The organism is Rhodococcus sp. SJ-3 (genome assembly GCF_051918125.1).
Taxonomy (GTDB): domain Bacteria; phylum Actinomycetota; class Actinomycetes; order Mycobacteriales; family Mycobacteriaceae; genus Rhodococcus.
Genome location: NZ_CM123306.1, coordinates 4,681,084 through 4,705,532, shown reverse-complemented (window position 1 = coordinate 4,705,532; position 24,449 = coordinate 4,681,084). Strand labels below are relative to the sequence as shown.

Sequence of the window (24,449 nt, the reverse complement as noted above, 5' to 3'; positions counted from 1 at the left end):
TTGTCGTCCCGGCACTCATCGCGCTTCTTCCTTCTCCCTCGGCCTAGACTTCCTCACCGCACTCTCCTGGTTGACTGCATTCTCCCGGAGAGCGAGCAATCGGTCCCGATGCTCTGCGGACTGCATGGTTGCTATCTCCGCCGCGAAACCGGCCTGCAGCGGACCGGCGAGCGCTTGGGACAGATACATATTGACCACACGTTTGGTACTGCGCAACGCATGTGCGGGTTGCGCCGCGAGGCGTTCGGCGAGGCGTCGCGCCTCGGACAACAGGTCTTCGGGTGCGGTGACGCGCGAAGCCAGGCCGAGTTCGACAGCCGTCGTCGCCGGGATCCTGTCGCCGGTGTAGAGGTACTCCCGCGAGCGCAGGATGGGGGTGAGCAGCGGCCAGAAGGCCGCGCCCCCGTCACCCGCGACGAGCCCTACTGCGACATGCGGATCGGCCAAGTACGCCTTGTCCGACATGAGGACCACGTCGGAGAGCACCGCGACGCTACAGCCGAGACCCACCGCGGGTCCGTTGACGGCCGCGATCACGGGCAGCGGGAAGCGGAGCATCTCGTCGATGATCTCGGCGCCTTCCCGGACGCTCTCATCGCGCGCGACGGGATCGTCGAGGAACGAGACGATCCAGTCGAGGTCGCCACCGGCGCTGAAGGCACGGCCGGCCCCGGTGAGGATCACCACGGCAGCGTCGGTGTCGGCGGCGAGCTGACGCCACACGTGCGCAAGCGCCCAGTGCAGGTCCTTGTCGACGGCGTTGAGCTCCTCGGGCCGGTTGATCGTCACGATGCGGACAGCGCCTTCGGATTCGACGGTGAGTGCGTCCGGGAGTTCGTACTTCACAGCATCGCCTTCTCGGGAGCCGTCGCCTGCTCGGGAGTTTCGGAGAACAGGCCGGTGAGCCCCCGCCGATCGATCCGCTTGGCCAGTGCGTCGACGGTTCCGGACGGGCCCCACGGGATTCGTCGCAACGGAATGCTGTATCGCGAGATCCAGGACACCGTGGTTTCGTCGCAGAATCCGCTCGCTCCGTGCAGTTGGTGCGCGACCCGGAACACGATCTGTGCCGCTTCGACGGCGGCCAAGCGGAGCGCGAGGGCGTCGTCGAGTGCCTCGTCGTTGCCCGCCTGGATGCTCCACAGCGTGTACTTGGCGAGCACGTCGAGTCCGGTTCGTTCCACCTCCGCCTCCGTGAGCTGGAACTGGACGCCCTGCAGTGTCGCGAGGGGCGCCCCGAATTGTTCGCGCAGGAGTACGTGCGAACGGGTCAGATCCATTGCCCGATCGAGCATTCCGAGGAGAGTCCAGCACGGAAGTGTCAACGCGAGGGCCAGGTCCTTCGCGCCGTCGTCGTCGATCGGCCGGAGGTCGAGCTGGGAGGTGAACGCCGACATGCGTGGCGGAGTGCTCGGTGTACGGGCGTCCACGAGGCTGCGCCGACCGTCGACACTCACCGCGGCCCATCGCAGATCGAGGCACGCGATGGGCGCTTTCGGGTCGGCATCGTCCACTACGACCAGGCCGTCGACATCGAGGTCGGCGGGTCGTGCGAGCCTTTCTGCCACAGGGTAGGGCACCGCCCAGAATCCCACGCTGCGGCACAGCGCTGCCGCCGCTTCGAGTTCGTCCGCATCCCCGCGGGGATCGAGTTCCCAGGCTCCGAGTTCACCGAGTATCGGCTCGACGGTGGTTTTGCGGTGATCGGGATCGCTTTCGATCAGCTGGGCGAGATCGTCGCCCCCCGCGGCTTCCAGAGCACGGAGCGCTTCGCGCCCGTACTCGGTTGCTTCTTTGCTCAGTTCAGTGTTCATGATGCCGCCAGGAGGGATCGGGCCAAGAGAATCCGCTGCATCTCGATGCTGCCGGAGGCCACCGTGGCTGCCTGTGAGTAGCGCCAGTGATCTTCGACCGCGCGGCGGAACCACGTGGCGGTGTCGGTGTCGAATTCGCCGGTGCCGAACTCGTCGGTGTCGGCGCTCGGTGGTGTGGCGTACGCGGCGATCTCGGTGAGGACCTCGGCGCTGTCCTGATCGAGGGTGGTCACCGCGATCCGGTATGCCGCGGCGTCGCCGGGCCGGACGGCGCCTCCGCTCTGCATCGATACCACCCGGTACGCCAGCAACCGTGCGCGACGGCAGTGCGTGAGCATTCGTGCCCAGCGCGCCTTCAGTTCGCCCGGCAGGTCGTCCCATCTCGCACCGAGGACCGACGGTGCGGCCTGCAACAGACGTTCGCAGCGGGCGTATCGGGCGATGCCGACACGCTCGTACGCGAGCACTTCCTGCACGACCGTCCACCCCTCGTCGACGGTACCGAGCACATCGGCGTCGGTGACGCGGAGGTCGTCGAAGAAGACTTCGTTGAGATGGTGCGGGCCCAGCATGGCCCGGATCGGGCGGACCTCGATGGCCGGGTCGGACATCGGGACGAGAAAGACGGTGAGCCCCTGCTGCTTCCGGCCGTCGGTGGAGGTACGGGCCAGCAGGAAGCACCATTGCGCCATCGTGGCGTAGGACGTCCAGATCTTCTGCCCGGAGATTATCCAGCCGTCGCCATCTCGCCGAGCGGCGGTACGCAACGACGCGAGATCGGAGCCGGCTTCCGGTTCACTGAATCCCTGACACCAGATCACCTCGCCACGTGCGATGGGCGGAAGATGAAGGTCCTGCTGCTCGGCCGTGCCGTGACGCATGATCGTGGGACCCACCCAGTTGACACCCATGTACTGCGCTCCCCGGGGCTCGTGGTGGGCCCACATTTCCTCTCGCACCACGGTTTGTTCCCAGATCGATGCACCGCGTCCACCGAATTCCTCGGGCCACGTCATACACAGCAATCCACTGTCGGCGAGGAGGCGGCAGAATGCTTGCGCCGCATCGAGATCACTCGGGTCGTCGGTGAATGCTCCGAGGAAATGTGGGGGGACGTGCTCGTGCACCAGCCGGCGCAACTCGCTCCGGAGTTCCGGTGCGGCGCCACCCATCGTGAAGTCCATGCCCGGACATTACGTCAATCCTAACAAGGATAGCAATGCTTGCCATTTTTAAACCTCGCAATACTTGGAGGAAAAGGCACCCTGTCGCTAGACTGCACCCATGCGTGAACGGCGAGATTCTTGACGACCCCGCGACGTGGTCGAGTGCCACAGCGCCGTATCGCCGAAACCGTTGCCGACGAATTGCGCGACCACATTCTCTCCGATGATGACTACCGTCTGCCGACACAGGACCAACTGGTCAAGGACTTCGGCGTCAGCTATCCCTCGGTACGAGAAGCCCTCCGCATTCTGGAAACCGAAGGTCTCGTCACTGTACGCCGCGGCAACGTTGGCGGCGCCGACGTACATCGCCCCGACGAATTCTCCGCCGCATACCACCTCGGACTCTCGCTGCAAGCCGGCCGGGTCACACTCGAGGATCTCGCCGCCGGTCTACAACTGCTCGAGCCGATGTGCGTCACCGAGTGCGCGAAACGCCCGGACCGCATGGAGGTCGTCGTACCTGCCCTCAACGCATCCATCGACACCTCCGCCGAACTCGTCGGCGACGGAGTCGCATTCACGCAGGCCGCCCGGGAGTTCCACGATCTGATCGTCTCGTTCACACCGAACGCCACGATTCGCTACGCGGTGCGCAGTTATGTCGCCCTGTGGTCTGCACAGGAGGAAGCCTGGGCCGAGGCCCTCACCCGCCGCGGCGAGTACCCGTCCGAAGGCAAGGCCGAAGACGCAGTCCACGCACACCGCCGCATCGTCAAGGAAATCGCGGACGGGCGTGTGGCCGAAGCCGAACGACTGGCCCGCTCCCACCTCGCGGCCACTCAGGCACTCGTACTCGACCGCTTCGGCGACACCACTGTCAACGCGTCAGCCGCGATGACGCGCAACACATTTCCCGCGCGCCAGCGCCCACGTAACTGATTCCGAATCAACTGCCGCCGAGACACCCCCGGACGACGACTCAGCAGAACGGCCCCGGCCCGGTTTTCATGACCGAGCCCGGGCCGTTCTGCTGTAGACCGCCTCTTGCCCGCTCCATCCCGCGGGCGCACACTCACGAGAACGTGATTCTCTTCACATCCGGCCAGCGTAGCTCAATCATTGCAAGGATAACAATACTTGTAGCGCTGGACAGTTCGTGATTAACTGCCACACACCACCCGGGAGTGGCTTGCATCACTAAATTCTCATGAGAACCGGACATGGACCCGCAAACCGGAGTCACTCCCTCTCGAACACTGCGGAACGACGTTCTCGCTGAGTACGAATCGGCGTTCTCACACAGGAGGAGTCCTATCTTGACGCAAGGGTCGCGCTACACAGGTCCCACGACACACCTCGCCGAAGGGTGGAGTCTCACACGACTCACTTCTCCGAGCCGCCTGTTCGGCGCAAACGGCATCCGTGCCGGCGCAGACGGTCGTATCTACGTCGCACAGGTGGCAGGAAGCCAGATCAGCGCGTTCGACCCCGACACCGGCGTCGTGGAGACCATCAGCCCCAAGGGCAGCGACATCGTCGCCCCCGACGACCTGGCCTTCCATCCCGACGGCGAGCTCTACATCACCGAGTACTACGACGGGCGAGTCAGCGTACGGGGCAATGATGGAGGCACTCGCCTCCTGCGCGACGACCTTCCCGGCGTCAACGGCATCACCTTCCACCAGGGCCGGCTCTTCGTCGACGAATGCCGCCCCGACGGACGTCTCATGGAAATCGATCTCAACGGCGGGGCACCGAAAGTGCTCGTCGAGGGTCTCCAATTGCCCAACGCCCTCGAGGTCGGCCCGGACGGCAAGCTGTACTATCCGGCGCTCGGCACCAACGACATCTGGCGCATCGATCCCGACGGCGGCGAACCCGAGCGCGTCGCCGGTGATCTCGGTGTTCCGGTCGCATTGAAGTTCGACTCCGAGGGCTACATCATCTCCCCGCAGGTGGGCTCCGGACAGGTACTCCGAATCGACCCGCGCACCGGCGACAGCACCGTGCTGGCCGACATCGGCTCGGGCCTCGACAATCTCACCTTCATCGGCGACCGCCTGTTCGTGTCGAGCTTCACCGGCCAGATCACCGAGGTTCTCGGCGGCGGCGAGACGAAGACCGCGCTCGCAGACGGTCTCACCTGGCCCCTCGATCTCACCGTGGGAACGGACGGCACGCTCTACGTCGCCGACGGCACTTTTCTGCTCGCACTCGAGCCGAGCGGCGAACTTCGCACCGTCGCAATGCTCTTCTATCCCGGATGGCCCGGGTACATCCGCGGCGTGACCTCCGTCGGCGACGGTGAATTCATCGTCGCGGGCGATACCACGGTCTCGCGGTACCGACCTGCCGCCGCCGAGAGCGAACTGCTCTTCGGCGGACTCGAACAGGCCTACGGCGTGGCAGTGTCCGCCACCGGAACCGTCGCAGTGGCCGACATCGGCACGGGCAAGATCCATTCAGTCGCATCCGGGCGGTCGGAGGTGCTGGCGTCGGGTCTGCAGGACCCGACAGGGCTTGCATTCACCTCGGACGGCACCCTTCTCGCCTCCGAAGCCGGAGCGGGACGGATCATCGCGGTGACGAGCGCCGGCATCGACACCCTCGTCGACGGGCTCGAGCGGCCACAGGGAATCCTGGTACGCGCCGGAAAGCTCTACATCGTCGACGCCGACGCCAAGACGCTCATCAGTGTGGATCTGGAGACCAAGGCCCAGCAGGTCATCGCACGACATCTGCCCGTCGGCGCACCCGAAGGGGTCACCCCGAAGCCGCTGAAGGGCCTCATTCCGTTTGCCGGTCCGCAGGGACCCTTCGCTGGGATCGCCGCGGGCCCCGACGGCACCCTCTACATCTCCGCAGACGCCGAAGGCAGCGTCCTCGCGATCCGAGAAGGGAGGTGAACATCCGATGAGCACCAATTTCCTCGATCTCACCGGACGTATCGTCATCGTCTCGGGCGCTGCAGGCGGCGGCATCGGTACCTCGGTGACCAGGATGGTCGCGCAGGCCGGAGCCACCGTCGTCGCCGTGAGCCGCTCCGAGGAGAACCTCAACAAGCACATCGAACCACTTGTTACCGAGGGACTTTCGGTTGTTCCCGTCGCAGCCGACGCATCGACCGACGACGGTATCGCCGTAGTTCTCGACACCGTCCGCCGAACCGACGGCAGCCTGTACGGGCTCGTGAACGTCGCCGGCGGTGCAGCACCTGCCACCTGGATGCCGGCCACCCGCGTGACGAGGGAGGACTGGCGCACACTGATGACGCAGAACCTCGAAACGATGTTCTTCATGAGCCAGGCGGTGGCGGCTGAGCTGAAGGCGAACTCGCTGCCGGGCTCGATCGTGTCGATCTCGTCGATCAGCGGCATGAACACCGCGCCGTTCCACATCGCGTACGGAACCGCGAAGGCGGCCCTCGTCGCAGCGACCCGCACCATGGCCGTCGAGCTGGCCACCGACAATATCCGGGTCAACGCCATCGCACCCGGCGTCACCGCGACACCCGCTTCCGGCGCCTACGTCGACCCCGACCCCGACCGCGATCGGCAGGCCATCGCGATGGGCCGACGAGGTACTCCGCAGGAACAGGCCGGCGCGATTCTCTTCCTGCTCTCCGATCTGTCCGCATACATCACGGGTCAGACGGTGCTCGTCGACGGCGGCCTGAACCTCAAATGGACCCACATGGGCCCGGATCACACGTCTCTCTTCCTCAAGGACGAGACCTTCCGCGCCGCCATCACTCGCTGAATCAGCCCGGTTTCACGAGGAGGAATCATGACCGACACCGTCGACAACATCAAAGACACCCCGTCCGAGGCAGCACCGTTCTCCGAACCGATGACAATCGGCGTGGAGGCGTACCTCTCGCACGAGTACGCCAGAGCCGAAGGCGACAAGCTGTGGGCCAAGATATGGCAACAGGTCGGCCGCGTCGAGGAAATTCCGCGCGTCGGTGATTTCCTCACCTACGAAATCTGCGATGACTCGATCATCGTGGTCCGCAGCGCAGACGACACGATCAGCGCCTACCACAACGTGTGTTCACACCGCGGGCGCAGTCTCGTCGATGTTCCGTCCGGCGCGCACGACGCGCGAGGGCAAGCGCGCCAGTTCGTCTGCGGATTCCACGGCTGGCGGTACGACCTCGACGGCAACAACACATTCGCTCCCGAAGAACAGGACTGGCGAGGGTGCCTGTCCGCACAGAAACGTGGCCTGAAGGACGTCCGAGTCGACACGTGGGGCGGTTGGATCTGGATCAACATGGATCCCGACTGTGAGCCGCTGCGCGACTACCTGGAACCGGCCGCGTCGCTGCTCGACCCGTTCCAGCTCGAGAACATGCGGTACCGGTGGCGCAAGTGGCTCGTGTTCGACTGCAATTGGAAGGTCGCGCTCGAAGCGTTCATGGAGACCTACCACGTCCCGTACACCCACCCCGAGTTCATGAACTTCGGAGCGTTCCTCGGCTGGGCCCGAAATCAGGGAAAGCACAGCAACATCGGATACGACGCCCCGAAGGGCATGGACGAGAACCAGGCCAAACTCCGTGTCGGATCCGGACCCGACGCCCGAGTCTCGACAATGCAACTGCAGAACTTCACCTGGGAGAACGCCAACACCAACACGACGAATACCCTGGTGCAGGCAGCGCGTCGCCTCGTCGACGAACTCCCCGAGGGCACTCCCCCCGATCAGGTGATGCGGCACTGGCTCGAGTCGGCGAGACGCGATGACGAAGCCCGCGGAGTCACATGGCCCACCATCGCGCCCGAGGACGTCGCGAAAGCCGGCACCGCCTGGCAGATCTTCCCGAACTTCCAGATCGGGCACGCCCCCAACAACATGCTGTGCTACCGCGTGCGACCGTACGGCTCTGACCCCGACAAGTGCATCTTCGAAGCTGCTGTCTTCGAACTGTTCCCACCCGGTGAGGAACCCGAGACGGAGTGGGAGTACACCCCGCAGGACGACCCCGACTGGCGCACCGTGCTACCGCAGGACTTCGACAACATGGCCGCCGTGCAGAAGGGCATGAAGTCGCGAGGCTTCTCCGGTCCGGTCCCCAATCCGTACCGCGAACGCAGCGTCGTCAGCCTCCACCACAATCTGGCCACCTACATGGGGACCGGGGCTCCGCGCGACCTCGCGTGAACCCGGCCCCCCTTAGCCGAGGACACTCACATGCAGAACTGCGCGCCTACGCAGACGCCCGACGTCGACCAGGAAGCCTTACGGCAGAAATACCTTCTCGAGCGAGACAAGCGTCTTCGCTCCGACGGCCAGCAGCAGTACATCGAGACCGGCCACGGGTCCGATGATTTCTACGCGGCGGATCCGCATCTCCCAGTGACGCCTCGTGAACCCCTCACCGACGAGATCGACGTGGTGATCCTCGGGGGCGGATTCTGCGGTCTCATTGCCGCACACCGACTCCAGCAAGCAGGTGTCACCGACTTCCGAATCGTCGAATTGGGCGGCGACTTCGGGGGCGTGTGGTACTGGAATCGGTACCCGGGAATCCAGATCGACTCGGACGCCTACTGCTATCTTCCGCTTCTCGAAGAGACGGGATACATGCCGAAGGAGAAATTCTCCAAAGGCGACGAGTGCTTCGAGCATGCTCAGCGCATCGGTGAACAGTTCGGGTTCTACGATCATGCGCTCTTCCACACCCTGATCGAGTCACTCGAGTGGGACGAGGAGATCGACCGCTGGCGCATCGGCACGAACCGCGGCGACGAACTCCGCGCCCGGTTCATCATCATGGCCCAAGGCCCCTACAACAAGCCGAAACTCCCCGGCATACCCGGTATCTCGGATTTCAAGGGACACACCTTCCACACCGCCCGCTGGGACTACGACTACACCGGCGGCGATCTCCACGGCAGCCTGGACAAGATCGGCGACAAGCGGATTGCCATCATCGGAACAGGTTCGACAGCGGTCCAGGCGATCCCCCACCTGGCACGCGGCGCCCAGCACCTGACGGTCTTCCAGCGCACACCCTCGTACATCTTCGAACGCGCCAACTATCCGACCGATCCCGAATGGGTGAAGTCCCTCGAACCCGGGTGGCGCGACGCGCGGCAGCGCAACTTCCACAATGCGGCTTTCGCGTTCTACAGCCCGGGCGAACCGGACCTCATCTGCGACGGCTGGACCGAGGTGTCCCGAAACCTCGCCGCGAAGCTCAACGAGACGAACGGCTGGGCCGCCCTCGCCGACCCCGAGAAGTTCTTGGAGCTCAAGGAGATCGAAGACTACCGGGCGATGGAACGGCTGCGCCAGCGGGTCGAATCGATCGTCGAAGACCCCGAGACGGCAGAAAAACTCAAACCGTATTACCGCAACATGTGCAAGCGGCCGGTGTTCAACGACGAGTACCTGCCCACGTTCAACCGGCCCAACGTCACGCTCGTCGACGTATCCGACACGCAAGGCGTCGAACGCATCACCGAGAAGGGCATCATCGTGGGGGGTGTCGAGCACGAGTTCGACTGCATCATCTTCGCGAGCGGTTTCGAGATCACCACCTCCCTCGAGCGCCAGTTCGACATCAAGCCGTTCGCCGGCCACGACGGTGTCTCCCTCTACGACCACTGGGGCAAGGGCTTCCGCACGCTGCACGGCATCATGGCGCACGGCTTCCCCAACCATTTCGCCACGGGATTCGTACAGGGCGGCGTGACCGCGGCCACCACCTTGATGTTCGAGCAGCAGGCCGATCACATCTCCTACATCGTGAAAGAAGCGCTGACCCGCGGAGCCACGCGCGTCGAACCCACGGCCGAAGCCGAAGAGTCCTGGATCCAGACCATCCGCGACAACACGGTCGACAACAGCCGATTCGTCTCGGAATGCACCCCCGGCTACTACAACAGCGAGGGCGAACCGAACGGCCGATCCTTCCTGGGGGAGCCCTACTGGGGCGGTTTCTACGAACTGAGCGACCTGCTCCAGGCGTGGCGCGACACGGGCGAACTGGAAGGGCTGGTGCTCGAGAAGTGACATACCGATTCGACGACCGCGTCGCCGTCGTCACCGGCGCCGGACGAGGGCTGGGACGCGACTACGCACTGCTGCTCGCATCGCTCGGGGCGAAGGTCGTGGTCAACGACTCCGGGGCCGCGATCAACGGAGAAAACCTCGACGCCGGTCCGGCCGAGAATGTGGTCCGGGAGATCCGGGCCGCCGGCGGCGAGGCGGTTGCGTGCGTCGAGTCCGTCGCAACCGCACACGGTGGCAAGGCGATCATTCAGGCCGCACGCGACAACTACGGCCGCATCGACATCCTCATCCACAATGCGGGCAACAATCGCTACGCGTCGCTGACCGAGATGTCGTACGAAGATTTCGATGCGGTGCTCGATGTCCACTTGCGAGGCGCGTTCCACGTTGTCCGCCCCGGATTTCCGCTGATGTGTGAAGCCGGGTACGGCAGGATCGTGCTCACCTCGTCGATAGGCGGAATCTACGGCAACGCCAATGTCGCCAACTACGCGGCGTCGAAAGCAGGGATGATCGGACTGTCGAACGTCGCGGCAATCGAAGGGGCAGAGCACGGCGTCCGCTCCAACGTGATCATTCCTGCGGCACTGACAAGATTGGCCGAGGGGCTCGATACCTCTGCCTACCCACCGATGGGTCCGGAACTCGCGGCTCCTGTCGTCGGGTGGCTCGCTCACGAGTCATGCTCGGTGACCGGCGAAATGTTCGCTGCCATCGCGGGCCGCGTCGCGAAGGTCTACATCGCCGAGACCCCGGGCGTGTATCGACCGTCCTGGTCGATCGACGAGGTCGCCGAGAACATCGATGTCATCCGCGACACCAGCGACCCGTGGATCCTGCCCGCCGTGTCAGGCCACGTCGACCACATCACGAAAAGCTTTGCGATAGCCACGGAGGGAAATACACATGTCGGTTAAGGTCTACGAACGAATTCTGGATCTCTTCGAAGCCGAAGGAATCAACACGCTCTTCGGCATTCCGGATCCGAACTTCGTTCATCTGTTCCGCCTCGCGGAGGAACGCGGCTGGAATGTGGTGGCTCCCCATCACGAGGAGTCCGCCGGTTTCATGGCGGAGGCCGTCTCGCGCATGACGGGCAAGGCCGCAGTGTGTATCGGTACGCTCGGCCCCGGTCTCGCGAATCTTTCCGGGGCGATCATGTGTGCCAAGGTCGAGAACTCTCCGGTGATCTTCCTCGGTGGTCAGCGCGCCCGTATCACCGAACAGCGCGTTCGGCGTGGTCGTATCCAATTCGTCCAGCAGATGGCGCTCGTCGAGAACTCCGTGAAGTATCACGCGAGCATCGAGTACCCCGAGCAGACCGACGAGATCATCCGCGAAGGCCTGCGTAAGGCGCTCTCGGGCACGCCCGGACCGGTCTACATCGAGTACCCGCAGAACGTCATCCTCGAGGAGATCGACGCTCCCCCCGTTCTCCCGCCCGAGAAGTACCGCCTCGTGGGCCAGACCGCCGGAGCCGATCTGGTCGCCAAGGCAGCCGAATTGATCGGGGCCGCAAGACAACCTGTCCTCCTCATCGGCCACGGCGTGCACACCTCCCGAGCGGGCGCGTCCGTCAAGGAGCTTGCCGACCTCATGGCATGCCCGGTCATCCAGACATCCGGCGGCACGTCCTTCATCGAAGGCCTCGAGGATCGCACCTTCCCATACGGTTTCTCGGCAGCATCCATCGATGCCGTCGTCAACTCCGACCTGTGCCTCGCCATCGGCACCGAACTCGGCGAGCCCGTCCACTTCGGACGAGGTCGGCACTGGGTCGCGAACGAAGCAAACCGCAACTGGATCCTCATCGAGCAGGATCCGACGTCCATCGGCGTCAACCGCCCGATCGATGTTCCGCTGGTCGGTGATCTGCGGGCGATCGTCCCGCAGCTCGTCGACGCGCTGAAGGATTCTCCGCGTACCGCGACCCCCGAACTCGAGGGCTGGATCAAACAGGAGGCCGAACAGCTCGCCGAACTCGCCGAGACCGCACCGTCCGGGATGTCGCCTGTGCATCCGGCTCGCCTGATCGTCGAGGCCACGAAGGCGTTTCCCGCAGACGGCATCATGGTCCGCGACGGTGGCGCGACGACGATCTTCGGCTGGACGTACTCGCAGGCGAAGCCGCACGACGTGATGTGGAACCAGAACTTCGGGCACCTCGGGACCGGTCTCCCCTACGCTGTCGGCGCCGGTGTCGCTGCCGGCGGTAAGCGCCCGATGATGCTGATCACCGGCGACTCGTCGTTCCAGTTCCACATCGCCGAATTGGAGACGGCCGCGCGGGTGGGTCTTCCCCTCGTCTGTGTCGTCGGTGTCGACTACGCCTGGGGCCTCGAAGTCGGTGTCTACAAGCGCACCTTCGGTCACGACTCGCTCGAGACAGGTGTCCATTGGAGCAAGGAAACCCGCCTCGACAAGGTTGCGGAAGGCTTCGGCTGCTACGGCGAGTACGTCGAGCGCGACGAGGACATCGCACCTGCCATCAAACGCGCATATGCGAGCGGTAGGCCGGGTGTCATCCACGTCGCCGTCGATCCCAAGGCGAACTCGGAAGAAATGCCGAGCTACGACGAATTCCGCACCTGGTACGCCGAAGGCCAACAGTGATACAGCACGCCGAAGGCCGGCAGTGATACAGCACGCCGAAGGCCGGCAGTGACATTCGTACAGGACCAGACGAGAGAACCGGGTAGCCATGCGTGAGTATGTGAAGTTCTACATCGACGGACAGTGGACCGATCCGGCCCAATCCAGCACCTTCGAGGTCATCAATCCGGCGACCGAAGAGGTCGCGGGTACGGTGTCGCTCGGGTCGTCGGCAGACGTCGACAAGGCCGTCGCCGCTGCGCGACGCGCCTTCCCCGCGTGGTCGGCGACCAGCCGCGAGGAGCGACTCGCACTGCTCGAGAAAATCCTCGACGTGTACCAGCGTCGGATGGGCGACATCGCTACCGCTCTGACCGAGGAAATGGGCGCACCCGCCGCACTGGCGAGCGGTTTCCAAGTGAACCTCGGCCTCGGGCATCTCACCACCGCGATCGAGGTGCTCAGGAACTTCGTCTTCGAGGAGCAGCGCGGCGGCAGCCTCGTCGTCAAGGAACCCATCGGGGTGTGCGGCCTGATCACGCCGTGGAACTGGCCGATCAGCCTCATCTCGGTGAAGGTGTTCCCCGCACTTGCCACCGGCTGCACGATGGTGCTCAAGCCGTCGGAGCAGTCGCCCTTCAACGGCCAGATCTTCGCCGAGATCCTCGACGAGGCCGGCGTTCCCGCGGGTGTCTTCAACCTCGTCCAGGGCGATGGTCCCGGTGTCGGACGCGCTCTCTCCGGGCACCCCGATGTCGACATGGTGTCGTTCACCGGGTCGACGCGCGCGGGCATCGACGTCGCGGCCAATGCCGCTGCCGGGGTCAAGCGAGTCACTCAGGAGCTGGGCGGAAAAGGCCCGAACATCATCCTCGACGACGCCGACCTCGCTGAGAACGTCGGCAAGGGTGTCGCAACGATGATGATGAACTCGGGCCAGACCTGCAGTGCTCCTTCGCGAATGCTGGTCCCTGGGGAACGCATGGAGGAAGCCATCGCCGCAGCGCGCGAGGCGGCATCGCAGGTGACCGTGGGCGACCCGGCCGGGGATGCCGCGATGGGTCCCGTCGTGTCGAAAGCCCAGTTCGAGAAGGTTCAGGGTCTGATCCAGAAGGGCATCGACGAGGGGGCGAACCTCGTGACCGGTGGTGTCGGGCGACCCGAGGGCCTGACCACCGGCTACTTCGTGCAGCCCACCGTCTTCGCCGATGTCAAGAACGACATGACGATCGCCCGCGAGGAGATCTTCGGCCCGGTCCTCGCGATTCTCGGCTACGACAGCATCGACCACGCTATCGAGATCGCCAACGACACCGACTACGGACTGGCCGGATTCGTAGCGGGTGCGGATCTCGAGCAGGCCCGCAATGTAGCGCGACGGATCCGCGCCGGAAACATTGCGATCAATGACGCGTTCGACTTCGAGGCACCCTTCGGGGGCTACAAGAAGAGCGGAAACGGGCGTGAGTGGGGCGAGTTCGGTTTCGACGACTACCTCGAGATCAAGGGCATTCTCGGTTACTCGTCCGAGGACGGCAGCTAGGCATGGGTACCGCCGCCGACATGGGGGTTCTCCTCGCGCATCACGAGATCCGAGCATGCATCGTACGCCTCGCGCGGGGGGAGGACCGCCGCGACGGTAAGGCGGTCAGTTCTTCGTTCTGGCCCGACGCCGTCGTGGATTTCGGGATCTTCGCCGGCACCTTCGACGACTACCTCGCGTGGGTCGTTCCGGGCTCCCCCGCCGTACTGGTCACCCAGCACTTGCTCGGCCAGACACACATCGAACTGCACGGCAACACCGCCCTGGCCGAAACCCATGTCACCGCGTACCACCGCGTCGACTTGGGAACCGAAGAGCGCGACACGGTGCTCGGCGGGCGCTACCTCGACCGGTTGGCAGCGCGCGACGGACAGTGGCGGATCGCGGAGCGCACCATGCTCTACGACTGGTCTCGCGACGAAGGGGTGTCCGTGGATTGGTCGCAGGGCCTCATGGGCACCCCGTTCAGCGGTGACCACTTCCCAGGTAAGGCCACCGGTGATCACAGCGAGACCTTCTTCGGCGCGGGCCCCCTCGCCACACACAAGTAATCGACTGGACGCAGGAGGAAGTTCGGATGGGTGCGCTCTCGGGCAAAGTTGCTGTCGTCACCGGCGCGAGCCGCGGAATCGGCAAGGGCATCGCGCTGGCACTCGCGGGGCACGGCGCCACGGTCTACGTCACCGGACGCACGGTGACGCCCGGCTCGCACCCACTCCCCGGCACCGTCGGCGACACCGCCTCGGAGTGCGATCGTCGCGGAGGCAACGGTGTTGCGGTCCAGGTCGATCACGCGAACGACGAACAGGTGGCCGCGCTCTTCGAGCGCATCGAACTCGAGCAGGGCCGCCTCGACATCCTGGTCAACAACGCATTCTCCCTCCCCGACGACCTGACCGATCCCGAGCCGTTCTGGGAGAAGCCGCTGTCGAATTGGGAGATGGTGGATGTCGGTGTGCGATCGAACTTCGTGGCGGCGCGGCACGCTGCCATGATCATGGCGCCGCAGAAGTCGGGACTCATCGTGGCCGTCTCCGGGTACACCGGCGTGGCGTACACCTACGGCGTCCTCTTCGGGATGGCCAAGTCCGCGGTGGATCGAATGGCACGCGACATGGCCGTCGAGTTGCAACCGTACGACGTCGCATCCGTGTCGATCTGGCAGGGCCTGACCTTCACGGAGCGCGCCGAGCGGAACCTGGCGGTCATCCCCGGACTCACGGAGGGCGCTGCCACCCGCCCCGAGAACGGCTGCTCACCGGAGTTCGCCGGTCGCGTCATCGCCGCTCTCGCACAGGATCCCGCAATCATGAACCGCTCGGGCGGCACCTTCATCACCGCCGAGCTGGCGGAGGAGTACGGCGTCACAGATATCGACGGCCGCGAGATCCCCTCACTTCGATCGACCCGCGGCGAACCGATCTGGTCTCCGATCGCGGGAGCGGAAAGTTCAAGGCTCGGTGTCGGGCCGGCCCCCTCCCCTTCCTCCTCACTGCAACGGAGCACATCATGAGCACGCCGGTGGCATCTCTCTCGTCCGACAGGGTCGCCAAGCTCGAGGCCCTTCTGGATCGCCAGGAGATCCTCGATACGCTGACCCGCTTCAGCCGGGCAATGGACCGATTCGATCGCGACCTGTTCCTCTCCGCCTTCCACACCGACGCGACGATCGCGGCAGGTAGTTTCGTCGGTGGCCCTGTCGACCTCTACGACTGGTCCACCGCGATGCACGCGCAGGGGCAGAAGGCCACACACCACAATCTGCTGAACCACACCTGCGACCTCGACGGCGATACCGCCCATACCGAAACGTATTACCTGTTCGCAGCCCGGAACGTCGACGACAGCAACTGGATTGCGGGCGGACGGTACATCGACCGCCTCGAACGCCGCGACGGCGAGTGGCGGATAGCCCTTCGCACCAACATCATCGAATGGTCGGGGATGGTTCCCTCGATGGACGTTCCCTTCGCGGATGTCCCCGACGTCTTCGCCAACGGTGCACCCTCCCGCACCACGACAGATCCGTCCTACACCCGCCCACTCACCAACGTCCGACAGCCGAACATCCCGAGTTGACGCGGGCGCACCGAAGAGAGGCACCATGCATACGCTTGCTACCAAGAAACTCGGAAACCTCGTCGGCGTGGAGGTGACGGGGGTCGACATCGATCGTCTGCTCACCGATGACGGGCTCCCCGCAGCACTTCTCGACCTGCTGGAGCAGCACAGCGTCATTCTGTTCCGCGAACTGCACATCGACGATCCGGCGCAGGTCGCGTTCTGCCGCAGACTCGGTGAGCTCGCGCTGTTCCCCAAGTACCGGATCCCTGAGGTCATGGAGATCAGTTTCGAGCCGGACAACCCGAACAAGGAATACTTCGCCAGCAACGACTACTGGCACATCGACGGCGCTCTGGACGCGATTCCCGCCAAAGCATCGGTTCTGACCGCTCACGTCACGGCAGCGCAGGGCGGCGAGACCGAGTTCGCGAGTACCTACGCCGCCTACGATGCACTGTCGGTCGAGGAGAAGGAGTACTTCGGTACGCTGCGGGTCGTCCACACCTTCGAGGCCATTCAGCGCCTGACCTATCCGAACCCGACCGAGGATCAGTTGGCAGAGTGGTCATCCCGCGCCACTCGTGAGCTTCCGCTCGTGTGGGAGCACGAATCCGGAAGGCGCTCGATGGTATTCGGCGCCACCGCGTCCCACATCGTCGGGATGGACATCGACGAGGGTCGAGCATTGCTGCGCGATCTCGAACGTCGTGCCACCACACCGGATCTGGTGTACCGGCACAGCTGGTCGGTGGGCGACACCGTGATCTGGGACAACACCGGCCTCATGCACCGAGCCTGCACCTTCGACCGAGAAAAGCCCCGCAGGATGCACCGCTCGACCCTCATCGGAACCGAGCCGATCCAGTGACCGGCCGCACAGCGATCATCACCGGTGGCGGGTCCGGAATCGGAGAGGCGATTTCCCGGCGCCTCGCCGCCGACGGCAACATGGTCGCGATCTTCGACCTCGACGGTGACGCGGCGGAGTCCGTCGCCGTGTCGATCGCCGACAGGGGAGGCAAAGCCGTCGGTCTGCAGGTCGATGTCACCGATCGCGGCGCACTCGAAACGGCAGTCGACGACGTGCGAGCACGGCTGGCTCGTCCGACGGTCCTGGTCAACAACGCCGGAATGTCGGTGCCGTCCCCGTTCCTCGACATCACCGCCGACGCGTGGCAGCGATCGCTCGCCGTGAACCTCACCGCAGCATTCGACTGCTGCCAACTCGTGCTTCCGGACATGATCGACGAGGGGTGGGGCCGCATAGTCAACATCTCGTCGTCGAGCGTGCACAGTGGCTCCCCCGGCCTCTCCCCCTACGTGTCCGCGAAGTCGGGCGTCGTCGGGCTCACAAAGAGCCTGGCGCTCGAGTTCGGCAAATTCGGGATCACGGTCAACACGATTCCGCCGGGCTTCATCGACACCCCGATGTTGCGAGGCACCGTCGCCAAGGGATTCGTCGATCTCGATCTGCAGACAGCCAAGACGCCGGTAGGCAGGATCGGGCAGCCCGAGGACATCGCCGCTACATGTGCGTTCCTGGTGAGCGACGAAGCCGGCTACATCACCGGGCAGATGATCGGCGTCAACGGCGGACGCAACACCTGACCTGTCCGCCGCTCACCCACGAACTCGAGGACACGCATCATGCCCCGGATACCACCTCTCCCCGAAAACGATTGGACCGAGGAGATCGCAACGTACATGAGCGGTTTCCGATCGGCCGTAGCGAGCGCCACCGACGAAGACAACAGGCAGCCGGGCACGAATCTGCTCGGTACCCTGGCACAGCATCCTTCGCTGGCGATGGCGTTCCTGAGTTTCAACCGGCACCTGCTGGCCCACTCCACCCTGTCGGTCCGGCACCGGGAACTTCTCGTTCTTCGCATCGCTCACCTCCGCCGCGCGGAGTACGAATGGGCCCAGCACGTCATCCTCGCCGAGCGAGCAGGCATCACCGCCGACGAGATCGCCCGCATCGAAGAAGGACCCGACACAGACGGCTGGCCGCCGATCGAGCGGGCACTGCTGACCGCCACCGACGAGCTGATCGGCGACGGCGCGATCGGCGACGATACGTGGGCTGTGCTCGCGGGCGAGTTCGACCGTCAGCAGCTGATGGATGTCGTGTTCACCGTGGGCTGCTACTCGATGCTCGCGACCGCGCTGCGCTCGTTCGGGGTCCGACCCGAACCCGGCCTCGTTCCGTATCTGCCCAACCATCCTGTTTCCTCCCGCGATTGATTCGAGAAAGTGGGACGTACCCGTGAAGAAGCGACATGTCGGCGTCATCGCTGCGATTGCTGCACTTGCCTTGTCGGCATGCAGCTCCGACGGCGGAGACGACAGCGCCGGAGCCACTCCCACCGGCGACCCGATCGTCATCGGCGCGCTGGCCCCGATCAAAGGGGCGTCCGCGTATCCGCAGACCGCGTACGGTCTCGAAGCCGGCGTGCACTATGTCAACGAGATGCTCGGAGGTATCGACGGGCGTCCTCTCGAAGTCGATGTGTGCGGGGGCGACGGCAGTCCCGAGACCGCGATCAGCTGCGCCAACGGCTTCGTCTCGAAGGGTCTGCCGCTCGTGATCGACGCGGTCGATCAGAGTATGGGTGCGGCGGTGCCGATTCTGGCGTCGGCGCAAATCCCTATCGTCGGTACGCTCGCGGGATCATTCGTCGCGGATTCCGCCGAATACGGGCAAGCGTTCTACTTCACCGGGCCGGTGTCTTTCGCTGCGCTCTCGAGCATGTCCGTACTCGACACCATGGGAAAAACGAAGGCTTCGCTCGCCGTGAACGAGTCGCCCACTTCCCACGCGTACGTCGACGATCTGATCATGCCGATCGCCGACAAGATGGGGATCGACGTCAAGGTCCAGTACCCTCCCGCGTCGGGAGCAAACTTGAATGTCGTGGCGGCAACGCAGCTCTCGGATGAACCTGACATGGCCGGCGTCATCGCCCTTCCTGAGGACGGCTGCACCGGCCTGTTCCAGGCGCTGCGCCGGCAGGGTTACGACGACACGATCCTGGCGGGATCATGCTCGCAATTCATCGACGAGATGGGAGCCGACGCCGCAGGCATCGTCACCCAACCTCGGCTGTGGGTGCCTCTCGCCAAGGATGCCGCGCCCGCGGAGGTCCAGGAACAGCTGGACATCTTCGCGGAGTCCATGGATGCGGTCGGGTACGGCGACGAACTCTCCTCGCGCTCGATCTACACATTCGCGGCCCTGGTCAATATCGCGGAGATCCTCTCCGGCTCGGAGGAGATCACCGCGGCCACCGTCACCGACACGTTCAAGGGCCTGAAGGATTTCCCGACCTTCGCCGGACCGACCGTGACATGCGACGGGCAGCAGTGGCCCGGTGTGGCTACCACGTGCAACGCGCAGGCAATTTTCTTCGAGGTGCAGGATGACGGAACTCTCCGGTCGGTGGAGGAAGCCGGATACATCGATCTCGATCCTTCGCTGATGCCCACCTCCTGACAGCACCACGGTGTTCAAGGAGGCCGTTCGACCTCGTTGACGACATACACGCAACGGAGTAGCGCATGAGCACGTATCTGCAGTTCATCGTCCTGGGATTCGGCCTCGCCGCGGTGTATATCGGCCTCGCCAACGGATTGCTCCTCGTCTATCGCTCGACGGGGATCATCAACTTCGCGCAAGGTGCGACCGCCATGTGGGGCGCGTACGTCTACGCGCAGTTGCTCATCGACGGCACCCTGGTCCTGCCGATCGGCAGTATCGAGTTCGACGAGGCACCGTCGGTACCTGTTGCCCTGGCATTCGGACTGGTGATGGCGGTCCTGCTCGGGGTGGTGACCCACTACGTGGTGTTCAGGCCGGTACGACGTGCACCGGCTCTGGCGCAGGTGGTGGTCTCCGTAGCGCTGATGCTCACTATCCAAGCGCTGGTGGTCATCAGATTCGGGCCGAACAGCATCCCGATCGAATCGATGATCCCCTCCGGATCGATCACGCTGTTCGGCATCTCGGTGTCGTCGGCGGAGGTCGTCATGGTCGCGATCATGGCGGTGTTCTCGGTGCTGGTATGGTCCTATTTCCGCTTCACCAGAGCCGGCGCAGCAACTCGTGCGGCAGCCGAGAACGAGCGGGGCGCCACACTTCTGGGGTTCTCACCGGATCGGCTCGCAGCGATCGCGATGGTCATGGCCTCGGTGGTGAGCACGGTCGGTGTCCTGCTCGGGGCATCCCTGACGGGCCTCAACCCGCTGAACTATTCCCTGCTCGTCGTGCCGGCGCTCGCGGTGCTCCTGGTCGCGCGGATGCAGTCTGTCGCGACGATCGTGATCGCGTCGCTGGTGCTCGGGGCATTCCAGTCGGTGCTCAACCTGCTCGCAGGTGAGAATTGGTGGCCCACGTGGGCGCAGTCCGGCGTCGACCAGGTGGTGCCGTTCTTCGTGGTCATCGTCGTATTGTTCGTCTTCGGCGGACGATTGCCCTCGCGTGGGTCGCTGCAGACCATCAAGCTGCCGGACGTGGCGATACCTCGTTTCCGTCCGATCCCTGCCGCGCTCGTGATCGTGGCGACCGGTGTACTCCTCGCGGTGTCGTCCGGTACCTATCGGTTCGGTCTGACGTACTCGATCATCCTGATGTTGTTGGCGCTGTCGTACGTGGTCATCACCGGCTACCTCGGCCAGATCTCACTGGCTCAGGCGGCGTTCGCCGGTGCGGCGGGGTTCACGCTCTCGAAGGTGACGACGAACTGGAACATGCCGTTCCCGATTGCGCTTGTCTTCTGCTCGCTCGTGGCCGCTCTGCTCGGCATGCTGGTCGCATTACCTGCCTTCCGGATTCGTGGTGCGCAGCTGGCCATCGTCACCATCGCTGCAGCACTGGCGATCGAGCGGTTCATCTTCAACAACTACAGTCTCACGCCGCCGTCGGGGAATCCGATCGCGAATCCCACACTGTTCGGTCTGAACCTCGGGGTACGCGAGGGCAGCGACATCGCACGACTGTCGTTCTCGTTCACGGTCCTGATCGTCGCGGCGATCGTCGTGTGGGCATTCATCCGGATCGCCTCGGGCGACACCGGACGCACCTTCCTCGCGGTACGGGCAAACGAGCGGGCCGCCGCGGCCGCCGGGATCGACGTTCGGCTGACCAAACTCGTCGGGTTCGGACTGTCCGCGTTCATCGCCGGAGTCGCCGGCTGCCTCATCGGATTCAGCGCCGGCCAGCTCTCGGCCGAGTCGTTCACCGTGTTCGTCGGGCTGCAGGTGCTGGCGGTCGCCTATCTCGGCGGCATCACCTCTTTCAGTGGTGCGGCGATCGCGGGTGTCATCGGTCCGCTGGGGATCGTCTACGTGCTGGTGCACAACGTCTTCGAGCTGGGCGATTACTACGCTCTGATCTCCGGTATCGCGCTGATCATCACTGCGATCATGAATCCGATCGGAATCGCCGGCGAGGCAGGCAGACTCAGCGCACTGCTACGTGCCAGGCTGCACGGCCCTGCGCCCGCAACAGATTCTACGGTCTCCGAAACCGGCGACAAGGTGGACCACGGGAAGGTGGCGGTGGCAGATGTCCGATGACGTACAGGGCGGCTTGTCGGCCAGGGGCATCACCGTGCGCTACGGCGGTGTCGTGGCGAACGAGAATGTGACGCTGGAGGTCCACCCAGGCGAGATCGTCGGCCTGATCGGACCGAACGGCGCCGGTAAGACGACGTTCGTCGACGCGGTCACCGGATTCATCGACTACGACGGAACGATCACCCTCGACGACACACCGATGAACGGTCTCCCGCCACATCAGCGTCGTCGCACGGGCCTTTCGCGCACGTGGCAGTCGGGCGAGCTCTTCCCGAACCTGAGCGTGAACCAGAATGTCGTCGCGGCAATGCGGCCGGGCGGTGTCGCGACGCTGTGGCGCGACCTGGTCGGGCGTCGGAGGGGTGGCAGCAACGAGGTCGTGGACGCAACGCTGCGAGCGGTCGGGCTCGGCGACGTCGGGAACACCCTCGCACGGGATCTCACGCTCGGGCAACAGAAACTCGTCGGTGTCGCGCGGGCACTCGTCGGAAATTGTCGTGTCCTTCTGCTGGACGAGCCCGCTGCGGGGCTCGACAGTCAGGAGAGTGTCGAGTTCGCAGAGCGCATCCGGGCGGTGGTACAGGATGGGCCTGGTGCGCTGCTGATCGACCATGACATGTCTCTGGTTTTGGGCGTATGCGATCGCATCTGTGTCCTCGAGTTCGGCAAGGTCATTTTCTCGGGAACTCCCGAGCAAGCCAGAAAGGATCCCGCCGTGATCGCTGCATATCTGGGCGCACCGATGGAGACCGCCCATGGCTGACGCTGGCCCCACCGAAGGCCCGGTGCTCACCGCAAAGTCCTTGACAGCCGGATACAACGGCGTCGTCGCGGTCACCGACGTGAACCTCGCGGTCACGGCCGGGGAAGTACTCTCGATTCTGGGACCCAACGGCGCGGGAAAGACCACCACCCTGCTGTCGCTCGCCGGATTGCTCCCCGTGATGAACGGGCGGGTGACCGTATTGGGCGAGCCGGTCGACAGCGGGCGGCCCTACCGAATGGCGCGCAGAGGCATGCGGTTCGTGCCCGACGACCGCGGCCTCTTCTCCTCCATGACGGTGCGTGAGCACCTCCGGTTGGCCCGGCGTCGGCCCGACAAGGACCGCGAACGCATGGTCTTCGACAGGTTCCCGGCCCTGGCGAACCTGCAATCGAGGACTGTCGGGCTACTGTCCGGTGGTGAGCAGCAGATGCTCGCGATCGCAGTGGCACTCCTGGCCGAACCGCGGTTGCTCATGGTCGACGAGCTGAGTCTGGGATTGGCGCCGATGATCGTCGAGCAGATGCTCCCTGCCATCCGCGACCTGGCACGCGCAGAAGGGATCGCCGTCGTGCTCGTCGAACAGCATGTGGGTCTAGCGCTGGCCGTGTCCGACCGGGCAGTGGTGCTCAACCACGGCCGGGTCGTGCTCGAGGGAGAGGCCGGAGCGCTTCTTCGTGAACGCGATCGGGTCGAATCCGCCTACTTCGGTTCCGGCGAATTCGCTGACGAGGAACACGACGGTGTGGACCGTCAGAGCATGGTCTAGGCCTCCGCGGCAAGCTGCCCGCAGGCTGCGGCGATTTCCTGGCCGCGGGTGTCGCGTACGGTGCAGGAGACCCCCTGAGCGATGACGCGGCGGACGAATTCCCGCTCGACAGGTTTGGGACTGGCGTCCCATTCGCTGCCCGGGGTGGGATTGAGCGGGATCAGGTTGACGTGCACGAGCGGGCCGAGGGCCTTGCGCAGCTTCTTGCCCAGCATGTCGGCGCGCCACGGCTGATCGTTCACGTCGCGGATCAACGCGTACTCGATCGAGACCCGGCGGCCGGTCTTGTCGGCGTAGTACCGGGCAGCACTGAGAACTTCGGCGATGGGCCAGCGGTTGTTGACCGGTACGAGGGTGTCGCGGAGTTCGTCGTCGGGGGTGTGCAGCGATACCGCGAGGGTGACGTGCAGGTCCTCGTCGGCGAGCTTGCGGATGGCCGGCGCGAGCCCCACCGTCGAGACCGTGACCGAACGCTGCGACAGTCCGAAGCCTTCGGGTGCGGGCGAGGTGATCCGGCGAACCGCTGCGACGACGCGCTTGTAGTTGGCGAGCGGCTCCCCCATGCCCATGAACACGATGTTCGAGAGTCGACCCGGACCACCGGCGACGTCGCCATCGCGCAGTGCCGCTGCGGCCGCCCGAACTTGATCGACGATCTCGGCGGTGGTCAGGTTCCGGTCGAGGCCGCCCTGCCCCGTCGCGCAGAACGGGCAGGCCATTCCGCACCCGGCCTGACTCGAGATGCACAGGGTCGCGCGTTCCGGGTAGCGCATGAGGACACTCTCGAGGAGAGTTCCGTCACCCGCGCGCCACAGCGTCTTGCGAGTTTCTCCGCCGTCGCACGCGATGTGCTTCACCGCAGACAGAAGCGGGGGAAACAGCGCCGTTCCCACCTTCTCGCGCACGGCCGCGGGGAGATCGGTCATCTTCTCCGGATCGGCCTCCAGCCGGCCGTAGTACTGGCGGGCGATCTGGTCGGCGCGGAAGGCCGGAAGCCCCAGCTCTTTCACGGCCTCACGTCGCTGCGCTGCATCGAGATCAGCGAGGTGCCGCGGGGGCATGCCGCGCTTGGGAGCATCGAAAACCAGGGGCAGAGAGGAAGCCATAATGATCCATTCTCCCATGCTTTGCGACCTGG

General features: G+C 64.8%; 22 protein-coding genes. 18 read left to right on the top strand and 4 right to left on the bottom strand.

Annotated features, from left to right (window positions below; genetic code table 11):
- Positions 1–15: 15 nt before the first annotated feature.
- Genes ACTDXD_RS21945 through ACTDXD_RS21935 form a run of 3 tightly spaced genes read right to left on the bottom strand, consistent with a single transcriptional unit; the run spans position 16 to position 2,998 of the window.
- A complete protein-coding gene (locus ACTDXD_RS21945) occupies positions 16–846 on the bottom strand; it encodes an enoyl-CoA hydratase/isomerase family protein (RefSeq protein ID WP_440124326.1) in 831 nt (276 codons plus the stop codon).
- Positions 843–1,814: an acyl-CoA dehydrogenase family protein gene (locus ACTDXD_RS21940; protein ID WP_440124325.1), complete on the bottom strand. Its 972-nt coding sequence runs from the start codon at positions 1,812–1,814 to the stop codon at positions 843–845. The genes ACTDXD_RS21945 and ACTDXD_RS21940 overlap by 4 nt, the downstream gene beginning before the upstream one ends.
- On the bottom strand, positions 1,811–2,998 hold the full coding sequence (locus ACTDXD_RS21935; RefSeq protein ID WP_440124324.1) for an acyl-CoA dehydrogenase family protein: 1,188 nt from the start codon (positions 2,996–2,998) through the stop codon (positions 1,811–1,813). Before ACTDXD_RS21935 ends, ACTDXD_RS21940 begins: the two co-directional genes overlap by 4 nt.
- Positions 2,999–3,142: 144 nt before the next feature.
- Between ACTDXD_RS21935 and ACTDXD_RS21930 the strand changes: the two genes are divergently transcribed.
- The 18 genes from ACTDXD_RS21930 (at position 3,143) to ACTDXD_RS21845 (ending at position 23,311) form a co-directional block, all read left to right on the top strand.
- Positions 3,143–3,922, top strand: a complete 780-nt coding sequence (locus tag ACTDXD_RS21930) for a FadR/GntR family transcriptional regulator (protein WP_440124323.1) — start codon at positions 3,143–3,145, stop codon at positions 3,920–3,922.
- Between the two features lie 377 nt (positions 3,923–4,299).
- Entirely contained in the window at positions 4,300–5,889 is a 1,590-nt protein-coding gene (locus ACTDXD_RS21925; protein ID WP_440124322.1) for an SMP-30/gluconolactonase/LRE family protein, read from the top strand.
- A gap of 7 nt (positions 5,890–5,896) precedes the next feature.
- Positions 5,897–6,742: an SDR family NAD(P)-dependent oxidoreductase gene (locus ACTDXD_RS21920; protein ID WP_440124321.1), complete on the top strand. Its 846-nt coding sequence runs from the start codon at positions 5,897–5,899 to the stop codon at positions 6,740–6,742.
- A gap of 27 nt (positions 6,743–6,769) precedes the next feature.
- A complete protein-coding gene (locus ACTDXD_RS21915) occupies positions 6,770–8,149 on the top strand; it encodes an aromatic ring-hydroxylating oxygenase subunit alpha (protein ID WP_440124320.1) in 1,380 nt (459 codons plus the stop codon).
- 30 nt (positions 8,150–8,179) lie between these two features.
- Entirely contained in the window at positions 8,180–10,006 is a 1,827-nt protein-coding gene (locus tag ACTDXD_RS21910) for a flavin-containing monooxygenase (protein WP_440124319.1), read from the top strand.
- Positions 10,003–10,923, top strand: coding sequence for an SDR family NAD(P)-dependent oxidoreductase (locus ACTDXD_RS21905; RefSeq protein ID WP_440124318.1), 921 nt, complete (start codon positions 10,003–10,005; stop codon positions 10,921–10,923). The genes ACTDXD_RS21910 and ACTDXD_RS21905 overlap by 4 nt, the downstream gene beginning before the upstream one ends.
- Positions 10,913–12,619, top strand: coding sequence for a thiamine pyrophosphate-binding protein (locus tag ACTDXD_RS21900; protein ID WP_440124317.1), 1,707 nt, complete (start codon positions 10,913–10,915; stop codon positions 12,617–12,619). The genes ACTDXD_RS21905 and ACTDXD_RS21900 overlap by 11 nt, the downstream gene beginning before the upstream one ends.
- An 88-nt stretch (positions 12,620–12,707) precedes the next feature.
- Positions 12,708–14,141 (top strand): aldehyde dehydrogenase family protein, encoded by a 1,434-nt coding sequence (locus tag ACTDXD_RS21895; protein WP_440124316.1) that lies wholly within the window; start codon positions 12,708–12,710, stop codon positions 14,139–14,141.
- A 2-nt stretch (positions 14,142–14,143) separates the two neighbouring features.
- Complete coding sequence (locus ACTDXD_RS21890; RefSeq protein ID WP_440124315.1) at positions 14,144–14,692, top strand: nuclear transport factor 2 family protein; 549 nt, start codon at positions 14,144–14,146, stop codon at positions 14,690–14,692.
- A gap of 26 nt (positions 14,693–14,718) precedes the next feature.
- Positions 14,719–15,654, top strand: a complete 936-nt coding sequence (locus ACTDXD_RS21885) for an SDR family NAD(P)-dependent oxidoreductase (protein ID WP_440124314.1) — start codon at positions 14,719–14,721, stop codon at positions 15,652–15,654.
- On the top strand, positions 15,651–16,220 hold the full coding sequence (locus ACTDXD_RS21880; protein ID WP_440124313.1) for a nuclear transport factor 2 family protein: 570 nt from the start codon (positions 15,651–15,653) through the stop codon (positions 16,218–16,220). Before ACTDXD_RS21885 ends, ACTDXD_RS21880 begins: the two co-directional genes overlap by 4 nt.
- Before the next feature lie 25 nt (positions 16,221–16,245).
- Entirely contained in the window at positions 16,246–17,073 is an 828-nt protein-coding gene (locus ACTDXD_RS21875; protein WP_440124312.1) for a TauD/TfdA dioxygenase family protein, read from the top strand.
- Positions 17,070–17,813, top strand: a complete 744-nt coding sequence (locus ACTDXD_RS21870; protein ID WP_440124311.1) for an SDR family NAD(P)-dependent oxidoreductase — start codon at positions 17,070–17,072, stop codon at positions 17,811–17,813. The genes ACTDXD_RS21875 and ACTDXD_RS21870 overlap by 4 nt, the downstream gene beginning before the upstream one ends.
- 96 nt (positions 17,814–17,909) lie before the next feature.
- Complete coding sequence (locus ACTDXD_RS21865) at positions 17,910–18,449, top strand: carboxymuconolactone decarboxylase family protein (protein WP_440124310.1); 540 nt, start codon at positions 17,910–17,912, stop codon at positions 18,447–18,449.
- A 22-nt stretch (positions 18,450–18,471) separates the two neighbouring features.
- Positions 18,472–19,698 carry an ABC transporter substrate-binding protein gene (locus tag ACTDXD_RS21860; RefSeq protein ID WP_440124309.1) on the top strand — a complete coding sequence of 409 codons (1,227 nt, stop codon included), beginning with the start codon at positions 18,472–18,474 and terminating at the stop codon, positions 19,696–19,698.
- Positions 19,699–19,763: 65 nt separating this feature from the next.
- The gene (locus ACTDXD_RS21855; protein ID WP_440124308.1) at positions 19,764–21,779 is read left to right on the top strand and encodes an ABC transporter permease; all 2,016 of its coding nucleotides are present in this window, start codon (positions 19,764–19,766) and stop codon (positions 21,777–21,779) included.
- Positions 21,769–22,542 carry an ABC transporter ATP-binding protein gene (locus tag ACTDXD_RS21850; protein WP_440124307.1) on the top strand — a complete coding sequence of 258 codons (774 nt, stop codon included), beginning with the start codon at positions 21,769–21,771 and terminating at the stop codon, positions 22,540–22,542. Before ACTDXD_RS21855 ends, ACTDXD_RS21850 begins: the two co-directional genes overlap by 11 nt.
- Positions 22,535–23,311 carry an ABC transporter ATP-binding protein gene (locus ACTDXD_RS21845; protein ID WP_440124306.1) on the top strand — a complete coding sequence of 259 codons (777 nt, stop codon included), beginning with the start codon at positions 22,535–22,537 and terminating at the stop codon, positions 23,309–23,311. The genes ACTDXD_RS21850 and ACTDXD_RS21845 overlap by 8 nt, the downstream gene beginning before the upstream one ends.
- Here the strand turns inward: ACTDXD_RS21845 and rlmN are convergent.
- On the bottom strand, positions 23,308–24,417 hold the full coding sequence (gene rlmN / locus ACTDXD_RS21840) for a 23S rRNA (adenine(2503)-C(2))-methyltransferase RlmN (protein WP_440124305.1): 1,110 nt from the start codon (positions 24,415–24,417) through the stop codon (positions 23,308–23,310). The two genes, ACTDXD_RS21845 and rlmN, sit on opposite strands and share 4 nt — an antisense overlap.
- Between the last annotated feature and the right edge of the window lie 32 nt (positions 24,418–24,449).